Annotated in this window: 14 protein-coding genes and 2 tRNA genes; 9 read left to right on the forward strand and 7 right to left on the reverse strand. The window is 60.1% G+C overall.

Features of this window, described 5'->3' with window-relative positions; translation table 11 throughout:
- Window positions 1-4: 4 nt before the first annotated feature.
- Complete coding sequence (locus ACK8OE_RS14500; RefSeq protein WP_410273101.1) at window positions 5-1,315, reverse strand: flagellar hook-length control protein FliK; 1,311 nt, start codon at window positions 1,313-1,315, stop codon at window positions 5-7.
- 418 nt (window positions 1,316-1,733) lie between these two features.
- Here ACK8OE_RS14500 and flgK point away from each other — a divergent pair, with 418 nt between their 5' ends.
- The 3 genes from flgK to mnmA all read left to right on the forward strand — a co-directional run bounded on the left by flgK (window position 1,734) and on the right by mnmA (window position 6,369).
- A complete protein-coding gene (flgK, locus tag ACK8OE_RS14505; RefSeq protein ID WP_410273102.1) occupies window positions 1,734-3,890 on the forward strand; it encodes a flagellar hook-associated protein FlgK in 2,157 nt (718 codons plus the stop codon).
- 11 nt (window positions 3,891-3,901) lie between these two features.
- The gene (locus ACK8OE_RS14510) at window positions 3,902-4,819 is read left to right on the forward strand and encodes a flagellin (RefSeq protein ID WP_410273103.1); all 918 of its coding nucleotides are present in this window, start codon (window positions 3,902-3,904) and stop codon (window positions 4,817-4,819) included.
- A gap of 341 nt (window positions 4,820-5,160) precedes the next feature.
- The gene (mnmA, locus tag ACK8OE_RS14515) at window positions 5,161-6,369 is read left to right on the forward strand and encodes a tRNA 2-thiouridine(34) synthase MnmA (protein ID WP_410273104.1); all 1,209 of its coding nucleotides are present in this window, start codon (window positions 5,161-5,163) and stop codon (window positions 6,367-6,369) included.
- A gap of 117 nt (window positions 6,370-6,486) precedes the next feature.
- On the opposite strand, the gene ACK8OE_RS14520 is transcribed toward mnmA, so the two are convergent.
- The 4 genes from ACK8OE_RS14520 to ACK8OE_RS14535 all read right to left on the reverse strand — a co-directional run bounded on the left by ACK8OE_RS14520 (window position 6,487) and on the right by ACK8OE_RS14535 (window position 9,680).
- Window positions 6,487-6,990 (reverse strand): winged helix-turn-helix transcriptional regulator, encoded by a 504-nt coding sequence (locus tag ACK8OE_RS14520; RefSeq protein WP_410273105.1) that lies wholly within the window; start codon window positions 6,988-6,990, stop codon window positions 6,487-6,489.
- Window positions 6,991-7,178: 188 nt separating this feature from the next.
- Complete coding sequence (locus ACK8OE_RS14525) at window positions 7,179-7,658, reverse strand: hypothetical protein (RefSeq protein ID WP_410273106.1); 480 nt, start codon at window positions 7,656-7,658, stop codon at window positions 7,179-7,181.
- A 232-nt stretch (window positions 7,659-7,890) separates the two neighbouring features.
- Complete coding sequence (locus ACK8OE_RS14530) at window positions 7,891-9,153, reverse strand: SMP-30/gluconolactonase/LRE family protein (protein WP_410273107.1); 1,263 nt, start codon at window positions 9,151-9,153, stop codon at window positions 7,891-7,893.
- A gap of 35 nt (window positions 9,154-9,188) precedes the next feature.
- A complete protein-coding gene (locus ACK8OE_RS14535; RefSeq protein ID WP_410273108.1) occupies window positions 9,189-9,680 on the reverse strand; it encodes an Lrp/AsnC family transcriptional regulator in 492 nt (163 codons plus the stop codon).
- Window positions 9,681-9,857: 177 nt separating this feature from the next.
- Between ACK8OE_RS14535 and ACK8OE_RS14540 the strand changes: the two genes are divergently transcribed.
- The 6 genes from ACK8OE_RS14540 (at window position 9,858) to ACK8OE_RS14565 (ending at window position 19,008) form a co-directional block, all read left to right on the forward strand.
- The gene (locus tag ACK8OE_RS14540; RefSeq protein ID WP_410273109.1) at window positions 9,858-10,886 is read left to right on the forward strand and encodes a glycosyltransferase; all 1,029 of its coding nucleotides are present in this window, start codon (window positions 9,858-9,860) and stop codon (window positions 10,884-10,886) included.
- Window positions 10,887-10,974: 88 nt separating this feature from the next.
- Window positions 10,975-11,051, forward strand: a tRNA-Met gene (locus ACK8OE_RS14545).
- 120 nt (window positions 11,052-11,171) lie between these two features.
- Entirely contained in the window at window positions 11,172-12,845 is a 1,674-nt protein-coding gene (gene gltX / locus ACK8OE_RS14550) for a glutamate--tRNA ligase (RefSeq protein WP_410273110.1), read from the forward strand.
- Window positions 12,846-13,022: 177 nt separating this feature from the next.
- The gene (locus ACK8OE_RS14555) at window positions 13,023-14,738 is read left to right on the forward strand and encodes a methyl-accepting chemotaxis protein (RefSeq protein ID WP_410273111.1); all 1,716 of its coding nucleotides are present in this window, start codon (window positions 13,023-13,025) and stop codon (window positions 14,736-14,738) included.
- Between the two features lie 551 nt (window positions 14,739-15,289).
- Window positions 15,290-16,579 (forward strand): ATP-binding protein, encoded by a 1,290-nt coding sequence (locus ACK8OE_RS14560; protein WP_410273112.1) that lies wholly within the window; start codon window positions 15,290-15,292, stop codon window positions 16,577-16,579.
- Window positions 16,580-16,584: 5 nt separating this feature from the next.
- Window positions 16,585-19,008, forward strand: coding sequence for a TOTE conflict system archaeo-eukaryotic primase domain-containing protein (locus ACK8OE_RS14565; protein ID WP_410273113.1), 2,424 nt, complete (start codon window positions 16,585-16,587; stop codon window positions 19,006-19,008).
- A gap of 499 nt (window positions 19,009-19,507) precedes the next feature.
- On the opposite strand, the gene ACK8OE_RS14570 is transcribed toward ACK8OE_RS14565, so the two are convergent.
- Together ACK8OE_RS14570 and ACK8OE_RS14575 are read right to left on the reverse strand one after the other, a co-directional pair.
- A complete protein-coding gene (locus ACK8OE_RS14570) occupies window positions 19,508-19,909 on the reverse strand; it encodes a hypothetical protein (protein WP_410273114.1) in 402 nt (133 codons plus the stop codon).
- A 156-nt stretch (window positions 19,910-20,065) separates the two neighbouring features.
- Window positions 20,066-20,142 (reverse strand) — tRNA-Met (locus ACK8OE_RS14575).
- Window positions 20,143-20,241: the final 99 nt, after the last annotated feature.

Here is a 20,241-nt window from a genome sequence, read left to right on the forward strand (position 1 = left end):
TTCCTTACACGAGCAAACTGAGCGAAAGGGTGCGCGCCGGGCCGTAACCATCGGCAGACAGGCGGGCATAAAAGGCGGGATCGGCAGATGCGGCCAGAAGCTGCGCGTCGATGAGGGTATGGGCATCGGCGACCGTGGTATCGGCTTCTGGCACCGTTAATTCGTAGTCGGACGATTGCGAGGCCGTGTACTGACGACCGCGCCCCTGATCGCCAGAGGTAAAGCTCAGCGAGGCGTCATCCATCTGAAAGCCCGCCTGCTCCAGTTGACGGCGCAGATCGTCCTGACGGCCCTTGAACTCGCTCTCGGCCACCGGGCTGTCGAAACGCAGATGCGCCGTCAGCTTGCCGTCGTGGGCGATTTCCAGCTTCACCTCGACCTTACCCATGTCGGTGGGGCGCAGTTCCATATCGAAGCTGGTCGATTTGCTGCCCAGTCGCCGCGTAATCTGAGCGCTGAGGGCGGCGATGTTTTCGGCGGCATGTGCCGACTGGCTATAGGTGCGGACGGTGTCCTGCGGCGTCGGCGCGGGCGGCGTGAAACGCACCCCGCTGTCATTTTGCGGCAGGGTCTGGGCCTGAATTTGCGTGAGCGCCGGATTGGCGGCCTGTGACGGTGGCTGGGCCTGCGCCGTCGTCGCCGGTGAGGCGCTGGTCTCTGAGGCGCCCTTCAGCGCACCGGACAGGGTTTGCAAAGTGTCGGACAAAGACCGCGCCTCGGCCTTCGTCGCCGACGTCACCGAGGTCTCAGAGGCCTTATCCTTATCGGACGTCGGCCTCAGCTCATCGGACACTGCGTCTTCCGCCCCCTCATCCGTTGTCTGAGGTGTGGCCTCTCCGGTCATTGTCGGCAGGGGCAGCGCCACCGCGCCCTTGACGAGGGGGGAGGCTGACGCCGAGGCCGCAGCGGCGGGCGTTGGCGCGGCCTGAAGCGCTGGCGCGGCCTGCGTCCCTTCGCCCAATACCTGAGGCACGGCGGTCGCAGCCAGCGCGTCAGCGACCGCAGCCTCTGTCGCTGCGGGCTGGGCGGCCGTGACCACGGGCTGAGGCGCTTGCTGCCCCAGCAGCACGGCCAGCACGTCGGGGCTCAGCTCCCCCGTCCCTTTTGCCGGCTCCGGCGTATCGTCAGCGGTTTCCGAAGACACGGTTTGCGGCAGCGGCCCGGCTTCGTCGGGTTGCACCGCCGCCAAAGCCTGCGTGAACAGGGTCGCCAGCGTCGCCTCCGCCTCGGCAGAGGCCGCAGCCGTGCCACCCGTCGCCACCATGGGGGCGCTCGGCAGAGGGGTCGCATTCGAAGGCAGCAGGTCTGCGGACAAAAGGAAAATCTTCGCTGAGGGCCGTCGCCTCCGTTCAGGGGCTGCGGCTGAGATCAGGCGAACGCCTTTTGCGTCCGGACATCGTCATCCGTTGATCGCAAAGGTCATGCCAAATTATAAATAATTGTTTTTATTGATTTTAATAAATAGCGCCCGGCGTATTTTGCCGGGACGATGCCCCCGCAGCCGGAACAAACTTGCCGGGGGACGCGCACTCTCTGCCGCCTGCCTGCACCGCCAGATCAGAGTGGCATCCTATTTGAAACCTTCCTTTCGGTTTACGCATTGCGCCGCGCGCGGAAAAAAGCAAGTCAATGAAAAGTATGAATAAATTTTCCAACTCGGTCCGGAAGGGACGGCAAATTCTGCCGCTCGTCGGGCAAGGCTTGCCTAAACCGCCTCAGCGGGAGGCCTGATCATGTCGCTCAACTCGATCCTCAATATCGGTGCCTCCGGCCTGATGACGGCGCAAAGCCAGTTGCGCGTCGTTTCGGACAATATCTCGAACGTCAATACGCCGGGCTATATCCGCAAGGTGGGCACCCAGCAGGCCAGCGTCATCGGCTCTCAGGGGGCGGGTGTCATGGCCGGTCAGGTCATGCTGGCCGCTGACAAATATCTGCAACAGGCGGCCGTGCGGGCCAATTCTTCCGCTTCGCAGGCCGAGGTTTTCCACGATCTGTTCGACCAGATCCAGTCGCAGTTTGGCGACCTGACCGACGCGAACGGCCTGTTCAATCTTGGCGACAAGGCCCTGTCGGCCGCCGGCACCGCGGCGGAAACCCCGGCGTCCAGCGCGGCGCGTCAGGAAGTGCTGTCGGCGCTTGAAAGCTTTTTCGACGAGAGCCAGCGTATCTCCGGAGAAATCCAGAACGCCCGCGCCAATGCCGACAGCCGCGTCGCCACGACGATCAAGGCGATCAATGACCTGATCAAGAACATTTCGGACCTCAACCCGACCATTTCGCAGGCCAATGTCAACGGCAGCGACGCGTCGGGGGCGCAGACCAAACAGACGGGCTATATCGACGAACTGTCAAAGCTGATCGATGTCGAGGTCAGCACCAACAGCAACGGCGGCGTGACGGTCCGCACCACCTCAGGCATGGTGCTGGCCGGCGATCAGCGGGCGGCCCTGTCCTATCAACCGACCAACCCCGTTACCGCCGCGACGAACTTCAACCCGATCATCGTCACCGGTCCGAACGGCGAAAAGCGCGATTTCTCCGAGCATATCAAGTCCGGTGAACTGCGCGGGCTTCTGGACGTGCGCGACAAAGAGTCCAGCGCCGTCAGCGCGCAACTGTCAGAATATATGTCGGTCTATGCCGATCAGCTCAACGCCGCGCACAACGCCGCCTCCGCCGTGCCTGCCCCGAACTCGCTGACGGGCAAGGCGATGAACCAGACCCTGGCCGAGGCCCTCAACGGCTTTGCCAATGCCGCCGGTACAGGCAGCGGCACGACCAGTCTGACCGTGCTCGACAACACCAACAAAATTGCCAGCCAGGTCGCCCTGACCTTCAGCCGCGACGCCTCCGGCAACAGCCAGGTGTCGATCAATGGCGGGACGGCGGTCCTGACCTCCGACTCGACCCTGCTGTCGCAGATTAATACGGCCCTGAATGGCGCCGGAACCCTCAGCTTCGCCGACGGCAAGCTGAGCTTCGCTGCCACCAACAGCACCTATGGCGTGGCCATCGGCGACGACCCGACCAGTCCGGCCCTCAAAAACGGCAAGGGCTTCTCGCACTTTTTCGGCCTGAACGATCTGGTGCGCAGCGACGTGCCCTTCGACTACGCCACCGGCCTGACGGCCAGTTCTGCCCACGGCTTCGACAGCGGCAGCGTGACGTTCAACGTGATGATCAGCTCTGGGTCGCGCGTGCAAACCGTGGACATCGCCTTCTCGGCGGGCGGTACTATGACGGATCTCGTCAATACGCTGAACGACACCTCCAGCGGGCTGGGCCGTTATGGCACCTTCTCGCTCAGCACCTCGGGCGAACTGACCTTCCGCGGCTTTGGCAATCCGGCCAACAGTCTGGGTATAGCCGAAGACTCCACGACGCGCCTTGGCACCGGCGCCTCGTTCAGCCAGATGTTCGGGCTGGGCGGGCTGGCGGCCGAACGCACGGACAGCCTGGCGCTCGACCCGACCATCGCCAACAATCTCGATCGTCTGTCGATGGCGACGCTGAACCTTTCGGCGGCTTCGGGGACACCGGCGCTGGTGGCCGGGGACGGCAGCGGGGCTCAGCGTCTGGCGGCCATCGCCACCAAAAGCGTCACCTTCAAGGCCGCCGGGACCAATGCGGGCGGTAGCTCGACCCTCACCCGCTATGCCGCCGACCTCGCCGGACAGGTGGGGGCCACCGCCGCGACGGCCAAGTCGCGCATGGACGGGGCCAACGCCCTCGCCGCCGAAGCCACCTCACGTCGCAGCGCCGCCGAAGGCGTCAACCTCGATGAGGAACTGATCAACCTGACCACCTATCAGCAGGCCTATTCGGCCTCCTCGCGCCTCATTCAGGCGGCGAAGGAGATGTACGATGTCCTGTTCAGAATGTTCTGAGGTAAATAAACATGCGTATCTCTACCGGTCAGATGTGGGGCAATGCCCTGTCGAACCTCATGCAGGCGCAAATCCGCAAGGACGAGGCCAATAATCAGCTATCGACGCAAAAGGTGGCGACCGACTACGCCGGCTATGGCCGCGGGGCGGAAATCATCGCCGCTTATCAGTCATCGCTGGAACGCATTACCGGCTACAGCCAGGTGGCGCAAAGCGTGTCTGACCGCCTCGACAGCCAGAATGTCGCGCTGGAACGCGCCAGCGACGGCATTGCCACCGGTAAGGATGGCCTCATGGACGCCATCGCCAGTAAGTCGCTGGATGGGCTGACCACCGTGCTGCAATCGAGCTATATGGCCTTTGCCGACGGCCTGAACTACAAACATCAGGGTACCTACCTGTTCGGCGGCGGCAATGAGGGCGAAGCCCCGCTGGCGGCCACTTCGCTGAATGATCTGGCCGCGACCGCTGTAGCCGATACCTTCAAGAACGGCAGCGTGAAAAAAGCCTCAAAGATCGATGCCACCACCACCCTGCAAACCGGTATGCTGGCCAGCGAAATTGGCGACGAAGGCGTCACCCTCTTTCGCGAAATGAAGGCCTTTATCGATGCCAATGCCCCCATGCAGGGCACGATGACCGATGCGCAGCAGGCCACGCTTCAGGGCTTCGCGACACGCATGAATGCCGCCTATACCAAGATGGTGGACCATACGGCGCTCAACGGTACGTTCCAGAATCGCGTCGAAAATACCCTGAAATCGCTGGAGGGTCAGGAAAGCAGCCTGAGCAATCTCATCTCGAACAAGACCGATATCAACATGGCCGACGCCTATACCAAGCTGGAACAGGCGGACCTGACGGTGCAGGCGGCGTCGCAGGTGGTGGCAAATCTCAAGTCGGTGTCCCTGCTCGACCTGCTGAGATAGGCGCGCTCACCGCTTTGTGAATTTATCCACAAGGCCGCAGGGTCTATTATAAGGACGTGGTTAGCCACGTCCAAAGACCCCGCGCGGGGCCATCTGAATGTTGCGCCGTTCACGCTTGGGTCTGAAGGCCTTGAGATGAAAACCCGGGACGCCCTCCCGCCGGATCGTCGCCCCAAAGCCTTCGCACCCGCGCCTGAGCCGCCCATTCGGGATGAAAGCAAAAAGGCCCCGTCTTCCGGCGGGGCCTTCTGTTTTGAGCGGAATGATTTCTATAATCATTCCGCTCAAATAGTTGCACCGCCCCCTACTCTTTTGGTGGCAAAAGCCTTATTTAGCGAGCCATGACCGCGTCTGTACCTGCCTGCCCTGTGCCTGTTTTTGATACCGCCGATCTGGGCGAAGCGATTGCGCGCGTGCGCCACAGCGTCGGCCTGCCGCAAGGCGCGCGCGTCGTCGCGGCCATGTCAGGCGGGGTGGATTCGTCGGTCGCCGCCGCCCTTTTGCATGCCGCTGGCTATGAGGTGATTGGCGTCACGCTTCAGCTTTACGACCACGGACAGGCGCTGAAAAAGACCGGCGCCTGCTGTGCCGGGCAGGACATCCACGACGCCCGCATCGCCGCCGAAAAGATCGGTATTGCCCACTACGTGCTGGACTATGAGAGCCGCTTCAAGGACTCAGTGATCGAGGAGTTTGCCGACTCCTATCTGCGCGGCGAAACCCCGGTGCCGTGCATCCGCTGCAACCAGACGGTCAAGTTCCGCGACCTGCTGGACGTCGCCCGCGATCTGGGGGCTGAGGCCATGGCCACCGGCCACTATGTCGAACGCCGCGATACAGGCAACCGCGCCGAACTGCGCCGCGCCGTCGATCGCAACCGCGACCAGTCCTATTTCCTGTTCGCTACCACGCGCGAACAGCTCGATTTCCTGCGCTTTCCGCTGGCCGATATCCCCAAGCCGCAGGTGCGCGACATTGCCCGTCAGATGGGGCTCAACGTCGCCGCCAAGCCGGATTCGCAGGACATCTGCTTTGTGCCGGAAGGCAAGTACACCACCCTGATCGACCGGCTGCGCCCGCAGGGCCGCGAGGCGGGTGACATCGTGCACCTCGACGGGCGCGTTCTGGGGCGGCATCAGGGCATTACCGGCTATACGATTGGTCAGCGGCGCGGGCTCAATATCGCCGTGGGCGAGCCCTTGTTTGTCATCAAGCTCGATGCCGAGACGCGCCGGGTTATCGTCGGCCCGCGTGAAGCGCTGAACACGGCTGCCCTCGTCATGAAGGAAACCAACTGGCTGGGCGATCAAGAGACGCTGGAAACCGCCGCCGCCGCCCAACTGCCGGTGCTGGCGCGCGTGCGTTCGACCCGCCCGCCGGTCCCGGCGCGGCTTAACCTGCATGAGGGTCAGGTCGAGGTGGTATTTGACGCTTCGGAAGAAGGCGTCGCCCCCGGTCAGGCCTGCGTCCTCTATGATCCGGCGGACGAGGACCGCGTGCTAGGGGGCGGCTTTATTGAACGCACCCGCGCCATAGAGTTTGCGGTGTAGAGCGAAATGACTTAAGCGAAATCGCCATTTCGCTCTAAATTTTTGTTTTGTCGCGATGTTTTTGCGGAAAACCGCTCACACTTTTGGCTTCGCCGAACTCCGTTTCCGCACATCGCTCTAATCCACAGCGATCCCTTTGCGGGCATAGAGTTCCGACAGGGTCATACCCCGGCCGTCCTCGCGCGCCTTCAGCACGCTGTGTTCGTCGATCATTTCACCGCAGGCCTCGCATTTGGGCTGGGTGATAAAGAGGCCCTTGCAGTCGTCGTGGACCAGCTCAAAGAAGGGGCCATCGTCGTCATCATAGACGTGCTGACGCCCCCAGCCATAGAGCGACACCAGCACGCCCTTGAGGCTGCGCCCCTTTTCGGTCAGCACATATTCGTGGCGCAGCGGGCGTTCGGAATACACCACGGCCTGCATCAGGCCCAGCGCCACCAGACGCTTTAACCGCGCCGCCAGCACATTGCGCGCCACGCCCAGGCTCTTTTGCCATTGCTCAAAGCGGCTGTGCCCCAGAAAGGCATTGCGCACGATGAGCAGGGTCCACGGTTCTCCGACGATGTCTATGGCCGCCGCAATGGCGCACCTTTCGCCGGAATAGTCAGCCGATCGTCCCATAATATGTGTCTTTTCTTCTGTGCGACATCAGCCATGACGTCGCCACACCCCATGTCCAAGGCTTACGGACAGTGGGTTGATGAAAACCTAAAATTCAGGGCTAACGGAGGCCTGAGAATGCGATTAAATCTAAAAAACGGGACTATCTCAAGCGTGCCGGTATTTAGGCACCAGAGCATTGTTTTTGCTTACGGATTAAAGGCAAACAGGGTCGCCACGGCGCGACTTAAACGCACCTCATCGCTGTGGACAAAGTCCTGATCGAAGGCTTGCCCGTTCCAATGCACCAGTACCGTTACGCCGTCATCGAGAGACAGGATCAGACCGTCGGTGTGCGTTTCGATATTGCCATTGCAGTGGTCGGCAAAGCTGCCGCAATCGACGGCATAGGTCGCCGCCGGGGCACGCTGCACCTGCGCGGCCAGACGCGCATCCAGGCTGATGACCTTGACCTCTTCGCCACGACCGAGACGCATATAGACGGCCTGACGGTCGCCCTCTTCGGCGCTGAAGACCACGTCGTCGATACGGCCATCGCCGTCAAAGTCGCCCTTGAGCGAAGTGGACAGACCGTTAAAGGGGGCCTTGGACACATCGGTGCGCAGATCGGCGGCACCCGCGGTACCCGCTAACATCATACCCACCATCGCGACTGCCAGTGCCCGCATCCTCGTCTCCGCCTCTGTGCAGCGCTGTTATCCCGTATGGGTACAGGATGGGCTGCGTGTCCTGCTTCCAAGCAGGAACGGTGCCAACCACTGCCACAAAGGTTAACGGCGGTAAAGACCTTTCGTTAACCAAACACGGGATTGAGACAATTGAATTTTTCGCGCATCCGACGTAACGCGGTTAACGCTTTGTGTTCCGTACAGGGACGTGTTGCACGTCCTTTGTCCGGATTTACGGCTTGAGCGGGATTTCGCCGATGACCACCGGAGCCGGGGTATCGCGGCGGATATTGCCCTTATCGTCAAACTCCGACCACTGACTGCGCGCCACAAAGACGAAGCGGTCACCGATCACCTGACCGCCGCTCGGTTCCTCAAGGTCGGGGTGCCCGCGCAGCAGGACCTCGGCCTTTTCCACCGCGCTCCAGTCGGCACTCATCCGCAGGCGCAGGATGCGGTTGGGTTTAAAGCCGTTTTGTATGGCAATCAGATCATTGCCGTAGCGATATAGTCCGTCAATCCCCAGCAGTGCCGCCCCCGCAGGCGCAACCAGCCGCGTCAGGGTCCCCTTGCCCAGATCGACGCGGTAAAGCCCCGACGCATAGTCGGCGACGATCAGCGCGCTGGCGTCAGCATTCTCCACAAGCCCCTGCGGTGAGCCGAGATAGCCTTCGGGGATTAGCACCTGTAGCTTGCCCTGATAGCCGGTCAGGCGCAGCACTTCACCGGTATTGCCATCGGACACATAGAGGTCTTCCTTGCCGACATGCAGGTCGGCCAGCCGGCGGTCCGGCCGCTTGTCTTCGAACTGCGCCAGTATCTTGCCGGTGGCCAGATCGACCTTGATCAGCTTGGAGACAATTTTGGCATCGGGCGCATAGCCCACGGTCTGACGCGATGCCGAGGTCGAGGCCCACAGAACGCCGTCCCTGACCGCGATGGCATTGGCGGCCACACCGGCCCGCAACGACAGGCGCTTGTCTATGCCCGCGTCGGTGAGCGGCCCGACGACGCCGTTGCGCAGGCTGGTGGCCAGAAGCGTCCCGTCGTCAAGCACTGCCACCCCTTCGACCAGAGTGAGGCCGGTCAGGCGATTGAGCGTCTTCAGGCTGCCGATGCGCGCCGTATTGGCAGCCTGAAGCGATTCCAGATCGGCGTCCCAGATCGCGTTGAATTCCGGATAACGCCCCAGATCGAGCACCAGACCCCGCTTCAGATAGTCGATCAGCGCCGCCCGCGCCGCCGGTTTGCGCTTCAGCTCCAAAGCCGCCTGCGCCTTCAGCAGCAGGACCGACGGCGAATCCGGCAAAATCTCTCCCGCCTGCGTCAGGCGGTCGAGCGCGGTTTGCCGATCATCCTTCTGCAAGGCGGCCATGCCTTCGGCGCGCAGGGCATGAAAGCGGCCAAGGTCAGAGGCCGGGTCAATCTTTTGCGCGGCGGCGGGGCCCGCCATTACCGCGGCCAATACCGCCAACGCGATCAGGGACGTCTTCATCCGGTCCTCTCTCATCCATTCAACCCGACGAAAGCCTAACCGTCTGCTCCGGAGACGACAAGTTTCAACGGCAAGGCGGTCGTGGTTTTCACCGAGCGGATGACGATACGGCTTTCTATGGCGGAAACGAGGTCAGAGGCCAATAATTTGTCGCGCATGAAGTCGTCATAGGCGTGCATGTCGCGCGTCACGATACGCAGCATATAGTCTTCACGCCCGGTCACCGTGGCGCAGGAGACGATTTCCGGCCATTCGGCCAGCCGCGCCTCAAAGGCTTCGAGGTTTTCGCGCGACGGCAAAGACAGCTTGACCGCCGCATAGACCTCAAAACCCAGCCCCAGTTGGTCGGGCTCCAGCAGCGTCACGCGCTTGCGGATGACGCCTATGTCTTCCAGCCGTTTCAGACGCCGCCAGCAAGGTGAGGGCGACAGATTGACCTTCTCGGCAATCTCCGCCACCGACAGGTTGGCATCTTCCTGCACCAGAGTCAGTATCCGCGCATCCAGTTCGTCGATATCAGCGGACACCTTTGCCCCCTCGCCTGCATTTTGTGAAAAGTCATTTCCATAAAAGCGCATTGTGCAAAAAAATCCACCCTTATTCCGCTGACTGACCGTCTGTGGGACGAGAAAACCGTCCCTTTCGGGCGCGAGGCCTTTTCGTGGCACACACACCGGAGTACACCGGGGCAAAGGGAGCCACTCATGCGTATTGTCAATCTGATGCTGGCCAGGGGACGCGGCGGGCTGGAAAGCATGGCCGTGCGCTATCACGAGGCGCTGGTGGCCGAAGGGTTTGAGGTGCTGAGCATCGGTCACGCCAAAGGCGTGCTGGCCGAAAAGCTCAAACCCGCACAGTTCGCCCGCCTCAACAGCGGCTTTACCGGTGACCCGCTGGCGGCGCTGCGCCTGAAAGCGCTGGCCAAACGCTTTCAGGCCGACCTGATCATAGCCCACGGCAACCGCGCCATCGCTCTGGCCGGGCACCCGCTGGCGGGGCTGGGGCGTCAGACTCTGGGGGTGGTGCACAATTTCCGCTTCAAGCCGGGCCTGACCAAACTGCGCGCCGCCATCGCCGTGTCACCCGCCGTTCAGGCCGCCATTTCCGCGCGCTATCCGCGTCTGGACACGCACCTTCTGGAAAACTTCACGCCGCTGGTCATGCACCCGGTCAAGACCTTTCCCCTCGATGCGCCGCGTATCGGCTCGCTGGGGCGGCTGCATGTCAACAAAGGCTTTGACGTGCTGATCCGCGCCGCAGGTCTTCTGCGCGACCGCGGCACTGAGGTCTCCTTGCTCATCGCCGGAGACGGCCCGGAAGAGGCGGCGCTGGAGGCGCTGATCACCGAACTGAAGCTGGAAGACCGCGCTACCCTTCTGGGCTGGATCGAACCGGCAGATGAGTTTGTGGCGTCGCTCGACCTGTTCGTCCTGTCGTCGCGCGTTGAGCCCTTCGGTCTGGTGGTCGCCGAAGCCATGGCCGCCGGCGTCCCCATCGTCTCCACCCGCATCGACGGGCCTCGCCATATCCTTCAGGACGGCGAACTGGCCACCCTGATCCCGCCCGAAGACCCGCAAGCGCTGGCCGATGCCCTTGAGGCCATCCTGCAGGACTGGCTACCCATCCTCGACCGCGCTTTTCAGGCTCAAGCTCATGCGCTGGAAACCTATGGGCTGATCGCCGGTCGCGCGCGCCTCAAAAGCCTTATCAACTCATTTCAGCCTGAAAACTGAAAAAGCGCACTTGAACCCCCGGCTCAATTTGGATATAGCGGGCGCCTTCCCAAGGCGTGGACCTTTGTCCGCCTGAGGAAACCCGGCTGGTTGGGTAGCTCAGATGGTTAGAGCGGCGGATTCATAACCCGCAGGTCGGCGGTTCGATCCCGCCTCCAACCACCACCTTCTCCTTCAAAAATCTCTGCATGGCTGTTGCCCGCATCCCTGCCACGGGTAGCCATCCTGTCGAATGTGATGTAACTACCCGAACCCTTTTTTACGCCTCTTGATTTTTAGAACCCCATGACCCCTGCCCCCCATGCCGAGCTATTGTCCGAAGTGATCGACCTGATCTTCCCGGACGCCCTGCCGACCCCGGCTGAGCTGGAAGCCCGTTACCCCCCGCGCGACCTGCCGCAAGGGGCCATGGTCACCCGCGTCGGCCCCAGCCCGACGGGCATGATGCACATTGGCACCCTCTATGTCGGCCTACTCTCGGAACGCTTCGCGCAACAAAGCGGCGGCGTCTTCTTCCTGCGCATCGAAGACACCGACAAGAAGCGCGAGGTCGAAGGCGCCACGGACTTCATCTCCAGCGCCTTTGCGCACTTCGGCGTCGTCGTAAACGAAGGCCGCGACGTTCAGGGCGTCGAACACGGTGCCTATGCCCCCTATACCCAAAGCGCCCGCATGAGCCTCTATCAGGCCTATGTCCGCCACCTGATGCAGCAGGGCAAGGCCTATCCCTGCTTCTGCTCGCCCGAAGAACTGGACGAACTGCGCACGCGCCAGCAGCTGCGCAGCGTCGCCCCCGGTTACTACGGCGACTGGGCCATCTGGCGTCACAAGTCGCTGGAAGAGGCGCTTGAGGCCCTTAAGGCGGGCAAGCCCTATGTGATCCGCTTCCGCTCGCCCGGCAATCCAGCCGAAAAGGTCGCCGTCACCGATCTGATCTTCGGTGAGCGCACCTTCCCGGAAAGCGATCAGGACATCGTCATCATGAAGTCCGACCGCCTGCCGACCTATCACCTCGCCCACGCCGTCGATGACCACCTGATGCGCACCACCCACGTCATCCGCGGCGATGAGTGGCTGGCCTCGCTGCCGACGCACCTGCAACTGTTCCAGTCGCTGGGCTGGACGCCGCCGACCTATGCCCATATCGCGCCGATCAACAAGCTGGACGGGTCGTCCAAGCGCAAGCTGAGCAAGCGCAAGGACCCGGAAGCCAGCGTCATCTACTTCATGGATCACGGCTATCCCCCCGCTGCCCTGATCGAATACCTGCTCAACCTGGCCAACTCCAATTTCGAAGACTGGCGCAAGGAAAACCCCACCGCCGATTACCGCAGCTTCCCGCTGTCGTTCGAGCGTCTGGCCAAGAGCAACGGACCGCTGTTCGACTTCACCAAACTCGATAATATCAGCCGCGACATCGTGGCCCGCCTGAGCGCCGACGAGGTCTATGCGCAGATCGTCGAATGGGCCAAACAGCACGACGCCCCCTTTGCGGCGGTTCTCGAGGCCGACAAGGCCTACGCCACCGCCATCCTGTCGATCGAGCGCGGCGGCCCGAACGCGCGCAAGGACATCGCCAAATGGCAGGACGCCAGGGCCCTGATGGCCCCCTTCTTCGACTCCGAATTTACCTCCACGGCCGAAGACGCGCTGAGCGTTCTGGGCCATCGCACCGCCGAAGAGGTGCGTGAGATCGTGAGCGACTTCATGGGCGTCTATGACGAAGCCGACAGCAAGGAGGCGTGGTTCGATAAGGTCAAGACCATTGCCCGCGACCGCGGCTTTGCCGAAAAGGCCGGCGATTACAAGCGTAACCCCGAACTCTACAAAGGCACGGTCGCCGACGTGGCGAAGATCTTCCGCGTCCTGCTTCTGGGCCAGCCGCAAACGCCCGACCTGCATGAGGTCATGGCCGCCATGGGCCGCGACCGCGTGATCAAACGCCTGACGCGGGTGTAGTCGTCTGACACACACACCGCCACCCCATAAGGCCCGCCTGCGAAGGTGGGCCTTTGTGTTGAGGCCGTGGCCACAAGTCCGCACACCATTCTTTGAAAACGATTTAATCCCCAATTTACCGCATCCGCTTAAAAACAAACCAGATAACAATGACTTATCAACCATGGGGAGAGCGGTTTGCGTTTACTGTCGTCACAGATAAAGATTGCCGGAGCCCTGCTCATCGGCAGCCTGGGATTGTTCTGCGCCCTTTTGTTCTTTTCGTTACAGCACGAGATCCATCTGGCGCGCACGGCGCAGGAAGCCAACCACCGCAGGGCATTGATGGGTGAACTCTCCCTGACCGCCAAGCAAATTCAGGTCCATATTGTTCAGGTTCAGCAGTTCCTGACGGATGTGTCTGCGACACGCGGACTGGACGGACTCGACGACGGCCCCGGTGAAGCGGCCAAAAACGCGGCGGAATTCAAAGAACAGATCACCCATGCAAAGGCGCTGGCGGACACGCTCAAACTGAGTGAAATCAAGACCGCACTGGAGGTAGTGGAAGAGAGGTTTCCCGCCTACTATCAGACCGGTCAGGCTATGGCCGATGCCTATGTCAAAGACGGTACCGCCGCAGGTAACGCTTTCATGGGCACATTTGACGGGACAGCAAAGGCGGAGTACGAGGCCCTCGATACCGTTCTGGGCCTAATCGAAACGCAAAACCAGTCCATTTCGAAATTTGCGCAGACCGCCAGCAACACCAGTGTGCGTAACGCACAAACCTCACAGCTTTACATGCTGTTCGCAGGGGCTCTGCTCACGCTTCTGGTTGCCGGCGGCCTGTGGTTTGTACTGCGGTTCATCATCCGTCCACTAAGCGATTTCAGTGACCAGCTACGCCGCATAGCCAGTGGCGTACTCGATCAACGAATTGCACACACACATAAGCAGAACGAAATCGGCGCGATTGCCCGCGCCATAGACAGCTTTCGTCTGGCACAAATTGAGCGCGAAGAGAATGAGGTCGGCGCCGAAGCCGGCCGCATCGAACGGCGCACGCGTCGTGAAAATCTGGAAAAGGCGATCCAGACTTTCAAGGACCGCATAGACAAGGCCCTGTCGGCCCTGCACCACAGCACCCGTGGTATGCAGGACGTCAGTGCGACGCTCGAAGACATCTCGGCTCAGACAGCCGAGCAATCGCAAAGCGCCTCCGCCGCCACGCTGGAAGCCACAGATAATGTACAGATCGTGGCCGCCGCCTCCGAGGAACTGGCGGCTTCTATCGCCGACATAAGCGAGAAGATTTCGATGTCTCAAACCGTCGTGCAGGACACCACACGGGTCAGCGCGGAAAGTCAGGCCAAAATCGATCGTCTGGCGCAATCTTCGGAACGCATTGGGGACGTTGTTAATCTGATCCAGAACATCGCTTCACAGACCAATCTGCTGGCGCTCAACGCCACGATCGAAGCGGCAAGAGCCGGAGAGGCGGGCAAAGGGTTCGCCGTGGTCGCCACCGAAGTCAAGGCGCTGGCGGACCAGACGAGCCGGGCCACACAGGATATTTCGGCGCAGATTGCTGAAATTCAGTCTGAAACCCGAACGGCGGTTGAGTCTATTAAGGCCATCACCGGCAAGATGGATGAAGTCCAGCACTTTACCGTCGCCATATCGGCAGCGGTCGAGGAACAAAGCCGCGCGACACAGGAAATCGCCGTCAATGTCACGAGAGCTGCGGGCTGCACCGCCAATGCCCAACAAAGCGTACAGATGATGGCACAGTCGGTCGAACGCACCAAACACTCTGCCACCCGCGTGGGTCAAAGCACTCAGGAACTGGAGGCGGAAAAGGAAACACTCGTCCAGACCATCGATGATTTCCTCAAAACGGTCTCTGCCTGAAGACAAAAACATGGCCTTCTTCGGCGGGTGCCTTAACGATGATGAAGTCCGTCGGGAGGTTGGCTTTTTTATAAATCCAAGCGCCAGACGCACGAAAGCCCGCCATTTTGAGGCGGGCTTTTGGTGAGTTTGGGTGCGGGAGCCAGATTTGAACTGACGACCTTCAGGTTATGAGCCTGCCGAAAAGTCGTATATTATATTGAATATAATAAAAATTTAGAAACCTGACTAATAAGTGTGCTAACTTGTGTGCTAAAATCATGAGATGCTCAGCCCATTCGTCATGAGTTTAGCTGGTTATACTAAAGGCCACCGCCCATACGAGCGTGCTGGGTCAAGCCATCCATGACACCGCCAATACCGTTACCCGGCACTCGGCATTTTCCTACCCAATGCGAAGTGGGCGCTGGCAGCTATTGTGCGCGAGTGCGCAAAGAACTATTTTCAAACGTGCAAGCCATCCCTAATGATCGTTTCGCACACTATCTAATGTACATTCCGCATTAAGCGGAATATACAAACCGCACGTTTCAATGAATCCTCACGAGATAATGGACAACGATCTTTTCCCCCGGCATATGACGTCGATACTAACAGAGGCTTTGCAATCGGCCCGCGTCGTCAACGTCATTGGCCCCCGTCAGGCCGGCAAGACCACACTCGTGCGCGAACTCTATGGGCGTGGCCGCTTCGTGACGCTAGATCACGAAGCGACCCTTACCGCATTCGAGATTGATCCGCACGGCCAACTCGAAGCCCTGATTGCCGAAGGCGCCACTCCCCTGATCATCGATGAGGCGCAACGGTCAAAACGCCTCGCCCTGGCAATCAAAGCCCATGTCGATCTGCATCGCCGCATGGGCCAAATACTGCTCACGGGGTCATCGAATATATTTTCGAGTGCCGAGGTCATGGATTCGCTCGCCGGACGCGTCCAAACGCTCGTGCTACACCCGTTATCGGCTGCGGAAATCTACCGTGAAGCCCCGACCGCTCTCTTGGACTGGGCGCAGCATTCCGCCGACCTCGCTAGCTTGCCAGACCTGCCTAAATTCACGCGCACTGAGGCGATCGATCTCCTAACAAAGGGCGGTTACCCTGAAATCCGACCGCTCGGCGAGCGCGCACGGCAGCGCCGGTACCGCGCCTATATTGACAGTATCGTCGATCGCGACGTCGCCGATATTTTAAAAGTCCGCAAAACAGACGCCCTGCGACGCACGATCGATCAATTAGCCGTGCGAACCGCAAATGAGCTGAACATGCAAGAGCTTTGCTCAAATGTCGGTATTCAGCGCCAAACGGCGGATCAATATTGCGATGTCCTTGAACGGCTATCCCTGGTTAAGCGCCTGGCCGCCTGGGCATCTGGGGAGGTACGCCGCGATATCCGTCACCCCAAAATTCATATGCTAGATACTGGGATTGCCTCCGCCCTACGCAACCTGGGCGCCGATAGCTTTGCGGCTGACGCCCATCCGGCGGCGTTGGGCGGCCTCCTGGAAACTTGGGTCTTCAGCGAATTAATCAAGAACCTTCCTTACGCGGATTCCGAATGGCGGCCATGGCATTGGCGTGGCGACGCTGGCCGCGAAGTGGATATCCTGCTTGAAACAGGACGAGAGCTCGTCGCCTTTGAGATCAAGGCATCTACCACGATCACGCCGGCGGACCTTAAAAACCTGAAGTGGTTCATGTCCGAGGGGCCCGGCAAAAGCTGGAAGACGACCGGCATTATTATTTACCTGGGATCTCAACCGCTCAGCCTCGGTGACCGATTGTTTGCCCTGCCATTATCGGTGTTCTGGGCAAAGACCTTGCGCAAAAGCCGCGGGATTTAATAGCCATGTCGGCCGAGGAACTCGAACAGCGCCTTGCCAAACTTGAGAAGGCATTGACCGAGATCGATACGGCGCGGGCTCACCTGGTCGAAGAAATTGAAACTCTCCGCCTCCGTGCGGTCACGCCAGCACATACCCTGCAGGCCCCTGCAGTTTCGATGAACTCTAAAACAGCCGATAAGCTTGCACTGTTTCGCAGCCTGTTTGGTGGCCGGACGGATGTTTACGCTCAACGGTGGGACAATCCTAAAACAGGCAAGTCAGGCTATTCTCCGGCCTGTCACAATGAATGGGCCAAAGGGATCTGCGACAAACCCCGTGTCAAATGCGGGGACTGTCCTAATCAAGCCTTCAAAGCCTTTGATGACGTGGCAGCATTGCGACATCTGACAGGGAAGCCCGCTGGCAAATCGGACGCCTTTGTCGCAGGCGTATATCCCATGCTCCCCGATGAAACCTGCTGGTTTCTGGCTGTGGATTTCGACAAACGGACCTGGCAAGCCGACGTGGCTGCCTTCCGCCACACGGCCACAGATCTCGGCGTTCCGGTGGCCGTTGAGCGGTCGAGGTCAGGAAACGGTGCCCACGCCTGGATATTCTTTTCGGCGCCTATTTCTTCGGTTGAGGCGCGACGTCTCGGCTCGCTGCTCATTACCGCTACAATGAAGGCCTATCCCGATCTGAGCTTTGAATCCTACGACCGTCTCTTCCCCAATCAGGATACGATGCCGACGGGCGGCTTTGGCAATCTGATCGCTTTGCCACTTCAGCACCTGGCACGTGAAAACGGAAACAGCCTCTTCATCGACGAGACCTTCAGGCCGTATGCCGACCAGTGGGCCTACCTGTCTACAATCGAGCGCATGGACGAGACCCACGTGGGCCAACTCGTCGGTGCGGCGGCGTCAACCGGAGACATTCTGGGCGTCAGTCTCCCTGTCGATGATGAAGAAACACCGTGGACGATGCTCCCGTCGCGTCGGTTGAAGGGCGAGGTCATCACAGGCCCCCTGCCCCAGAGCATAACAATCGTGCTCGGCAGCCAGGTCTTCATCCCAAGAGATGACCTTCCTTCCAATCTGGTCCATCGACTGATCCGAATCGCCGCATTCCAGAACCCGGAATTCTACACAGCTCAGGCGATGCGTCTTCCGACCTTTGGCAAGCCTCGGATCATTTCCTGCGCCGAACTCTTCCCAAAGCACATCGCGCTTCCGCGAGGATGCCTTGACGAGGTTCTCGGTCTCCTTGCTACCGTAGGCGTCCGGGTGGACGTGAGGGATGAGCGAAACCTCGGTGCCCCGATCTCGACCGCGTTTGTTGGAAATCTGACAGACGAACAGACCAGGGCTGCCAAAGCACTGTTGGCCAATGACACGGGCGTGCTCGCTGCAACCACGGCATTCGGCAAGACAGTCGTTGCCGCAAGCCTCATAGCTGCGCGCGGGACAAACACGCTCATTCTCGTGCATCGACGCCAGTTGCTGGACCAATGGGTCGCCCGGCTGAAAACCTTCCTCGATGCGCCCGGAGAGCAGATCGGCGTCATTCATGGCGGCAAGAAAAAGCCGACCGGAAGGATCGACATTGCCGTGATGCAGAGCTTGGTCAGGAATGGCGTCGTTGCCGATCACATTGCTGACTATGGCCAGGTCATCGTCGACGAATGCCACCACCTTTCCGCGGTAAGCTTCGAAGCGCTATTGCGCGAAGCTAAGGCCCGTTACGTCGTTGGGCTGTCAGCGACCGTCGCTCGAAAGGACGGCCACCATCCCATCATATTCATGCAGTGTGGCCCCATCCGCCACCGAGTAGATGCAAAGTCGCAGGCGGCTCTGCGCCCGTTCAGTCACCAGGTCACTTTCCGAAATACGACATTTAGGGCCGAACGAGCCGCGCCTGAAGAAAAGCTGTCGATCCAGGAGCTCTACAAACAGCTTGCGGCCGACCAGGGACGAAATGATCTCATATTCAATGACATCCTGGAGGCATTAGAGAACGGGCGCAGTCCGGTCGTCATCACGGAACGCAAGGACCATCTGCTTCAGATGGCCGAACGCCTTGGGAAATTCGCCCGCAATGTTATCGTGCTGCACGGCGGCATGGGCATCCGGCAACATCGTGCAATAACGGCGAAGCTCGCTGAAATAGCACCTTCTGAAGAGCGCATCATCATGGCCACCGGCCGTTATCTCGGAGAGGGTTTCGACGATCCTCGCCTCGACACGCTTTTCTTGACGATGCCAATTTCGTGGCGCGGCACACTCGCTCAATATGTCGGGCGGCTGCACCGGCTGTACGCCGGGAAGACCAACGTTCGCATCTATGATTATCGAGACCGCAACGAGTCGGTGTTGTCGAGAATGGCCCAAAAGCGCGAGTCAGGTTACAGAAACCTTGGCTATGAAATTGGAACGCCGCTTCTATGATTCCTACGATATTGATGCTGGAAGAGCTGGGATCTGGCCCACGACCGCTAAGTCGACCGTGGCTGTGCTTGCCTCTCGGGCGGAGCAGTTGAACGAAGTAACAGCGACCAAGTGCCCCGAGGCCTGGCTGCGCGGTAAGGGCGCCGAGACCGACAACAGGACGCGTCACGCGAGGGAGAATGCTGTCCTAATCGAAGACGAAACGCGCGCCCTTCCCCGCGACTGTTCGCCACATCGCTCCCTCCCTTTCCCAAATTACCGATGGTGGCGCCCCGGGGCGACCTTCGACGGACGCCGCCAGCGCCATGTAAAGCCGTCAGGTTTTTTGGCACTTTTTGTGCTAACCATTCGGCTTAACAAAATCAAAGGTGTAGATCGGCGCCAAAAGTGGGACCACGGCAATTTCAATAATCATCTGATTTCGATGAGATATTTGGAATGCCGGGCCCCGGTCGGCGCCGATCGGAACCCGCGGCATTCCAGAGTTTACTGTTGCAAATCAGGCGGTTAAAATAGGATGAGGATGTCCCGGGGTGGACGCCGTTCCACACTCTGAGATACCCAGTTTCCCGAAGAAGGGGCGCAGATGCAGCCTCAGACGGTGCTTGTGGCCCTCAACCCAGCGAGGGCTCCTCTGGCCCTCCGTTATGACCTCGTATTCCAGCTCGAACTGATCCGCCACCTTATCGAAGCTGATCTCTTTCTTCCTGATCAGACCGGCCCGCGACATGCCGCGCAGATTTATGTACCAGTCCTCGGCAATCTCCTTAGCGGGGACGATGTCCTCCTCCCTGGTGCTGGACCGATGCTGCACGCCGTTGATGCTGGCAGAGCAATGCCAGGTGCGACCAGTACGCCGATACAGATGAACCTTACCGCCCAAAATCTCGTGGCTGGCCATGCGCTTTACCCCTCCACTCGCGTCACAGGAGAGACGATGACACCTTCGCGTCAGTTCGTCAAACTTTGTGCTAGACGCGTGCTAGGTGGATTTGAGCCACAAACGCAGAAAGGCCTCCCGAAGGAGGCCTCTAATGCATTGTATTTACTGGAAGTTTGGGTGCGGGAGCCAGATTTGAACTGACGACCTTCAGGTTATGAGCCTGACGAGCTACCGGGCTGCTCCATCCCGCGACACGTATAACCAGAGGGGTGTCTGGTTAAGCAAAAGACCGGCCTGAGTTTTTGGACCGGTCTTTGTGTTGAGTGGTGTGTCTGAAGGGTTAATTTCTC

This window comes from Asticcacaulis sp. W401b, assembly GCF_046503825.1.
In the GTDB taxonomy this organism is placed as follows: domain Bacteria; phylum Pseudomonadota; class Alphaproteobacteria; order Caulobacterales; family Caulobacteraceae; genus Asticcacaulis.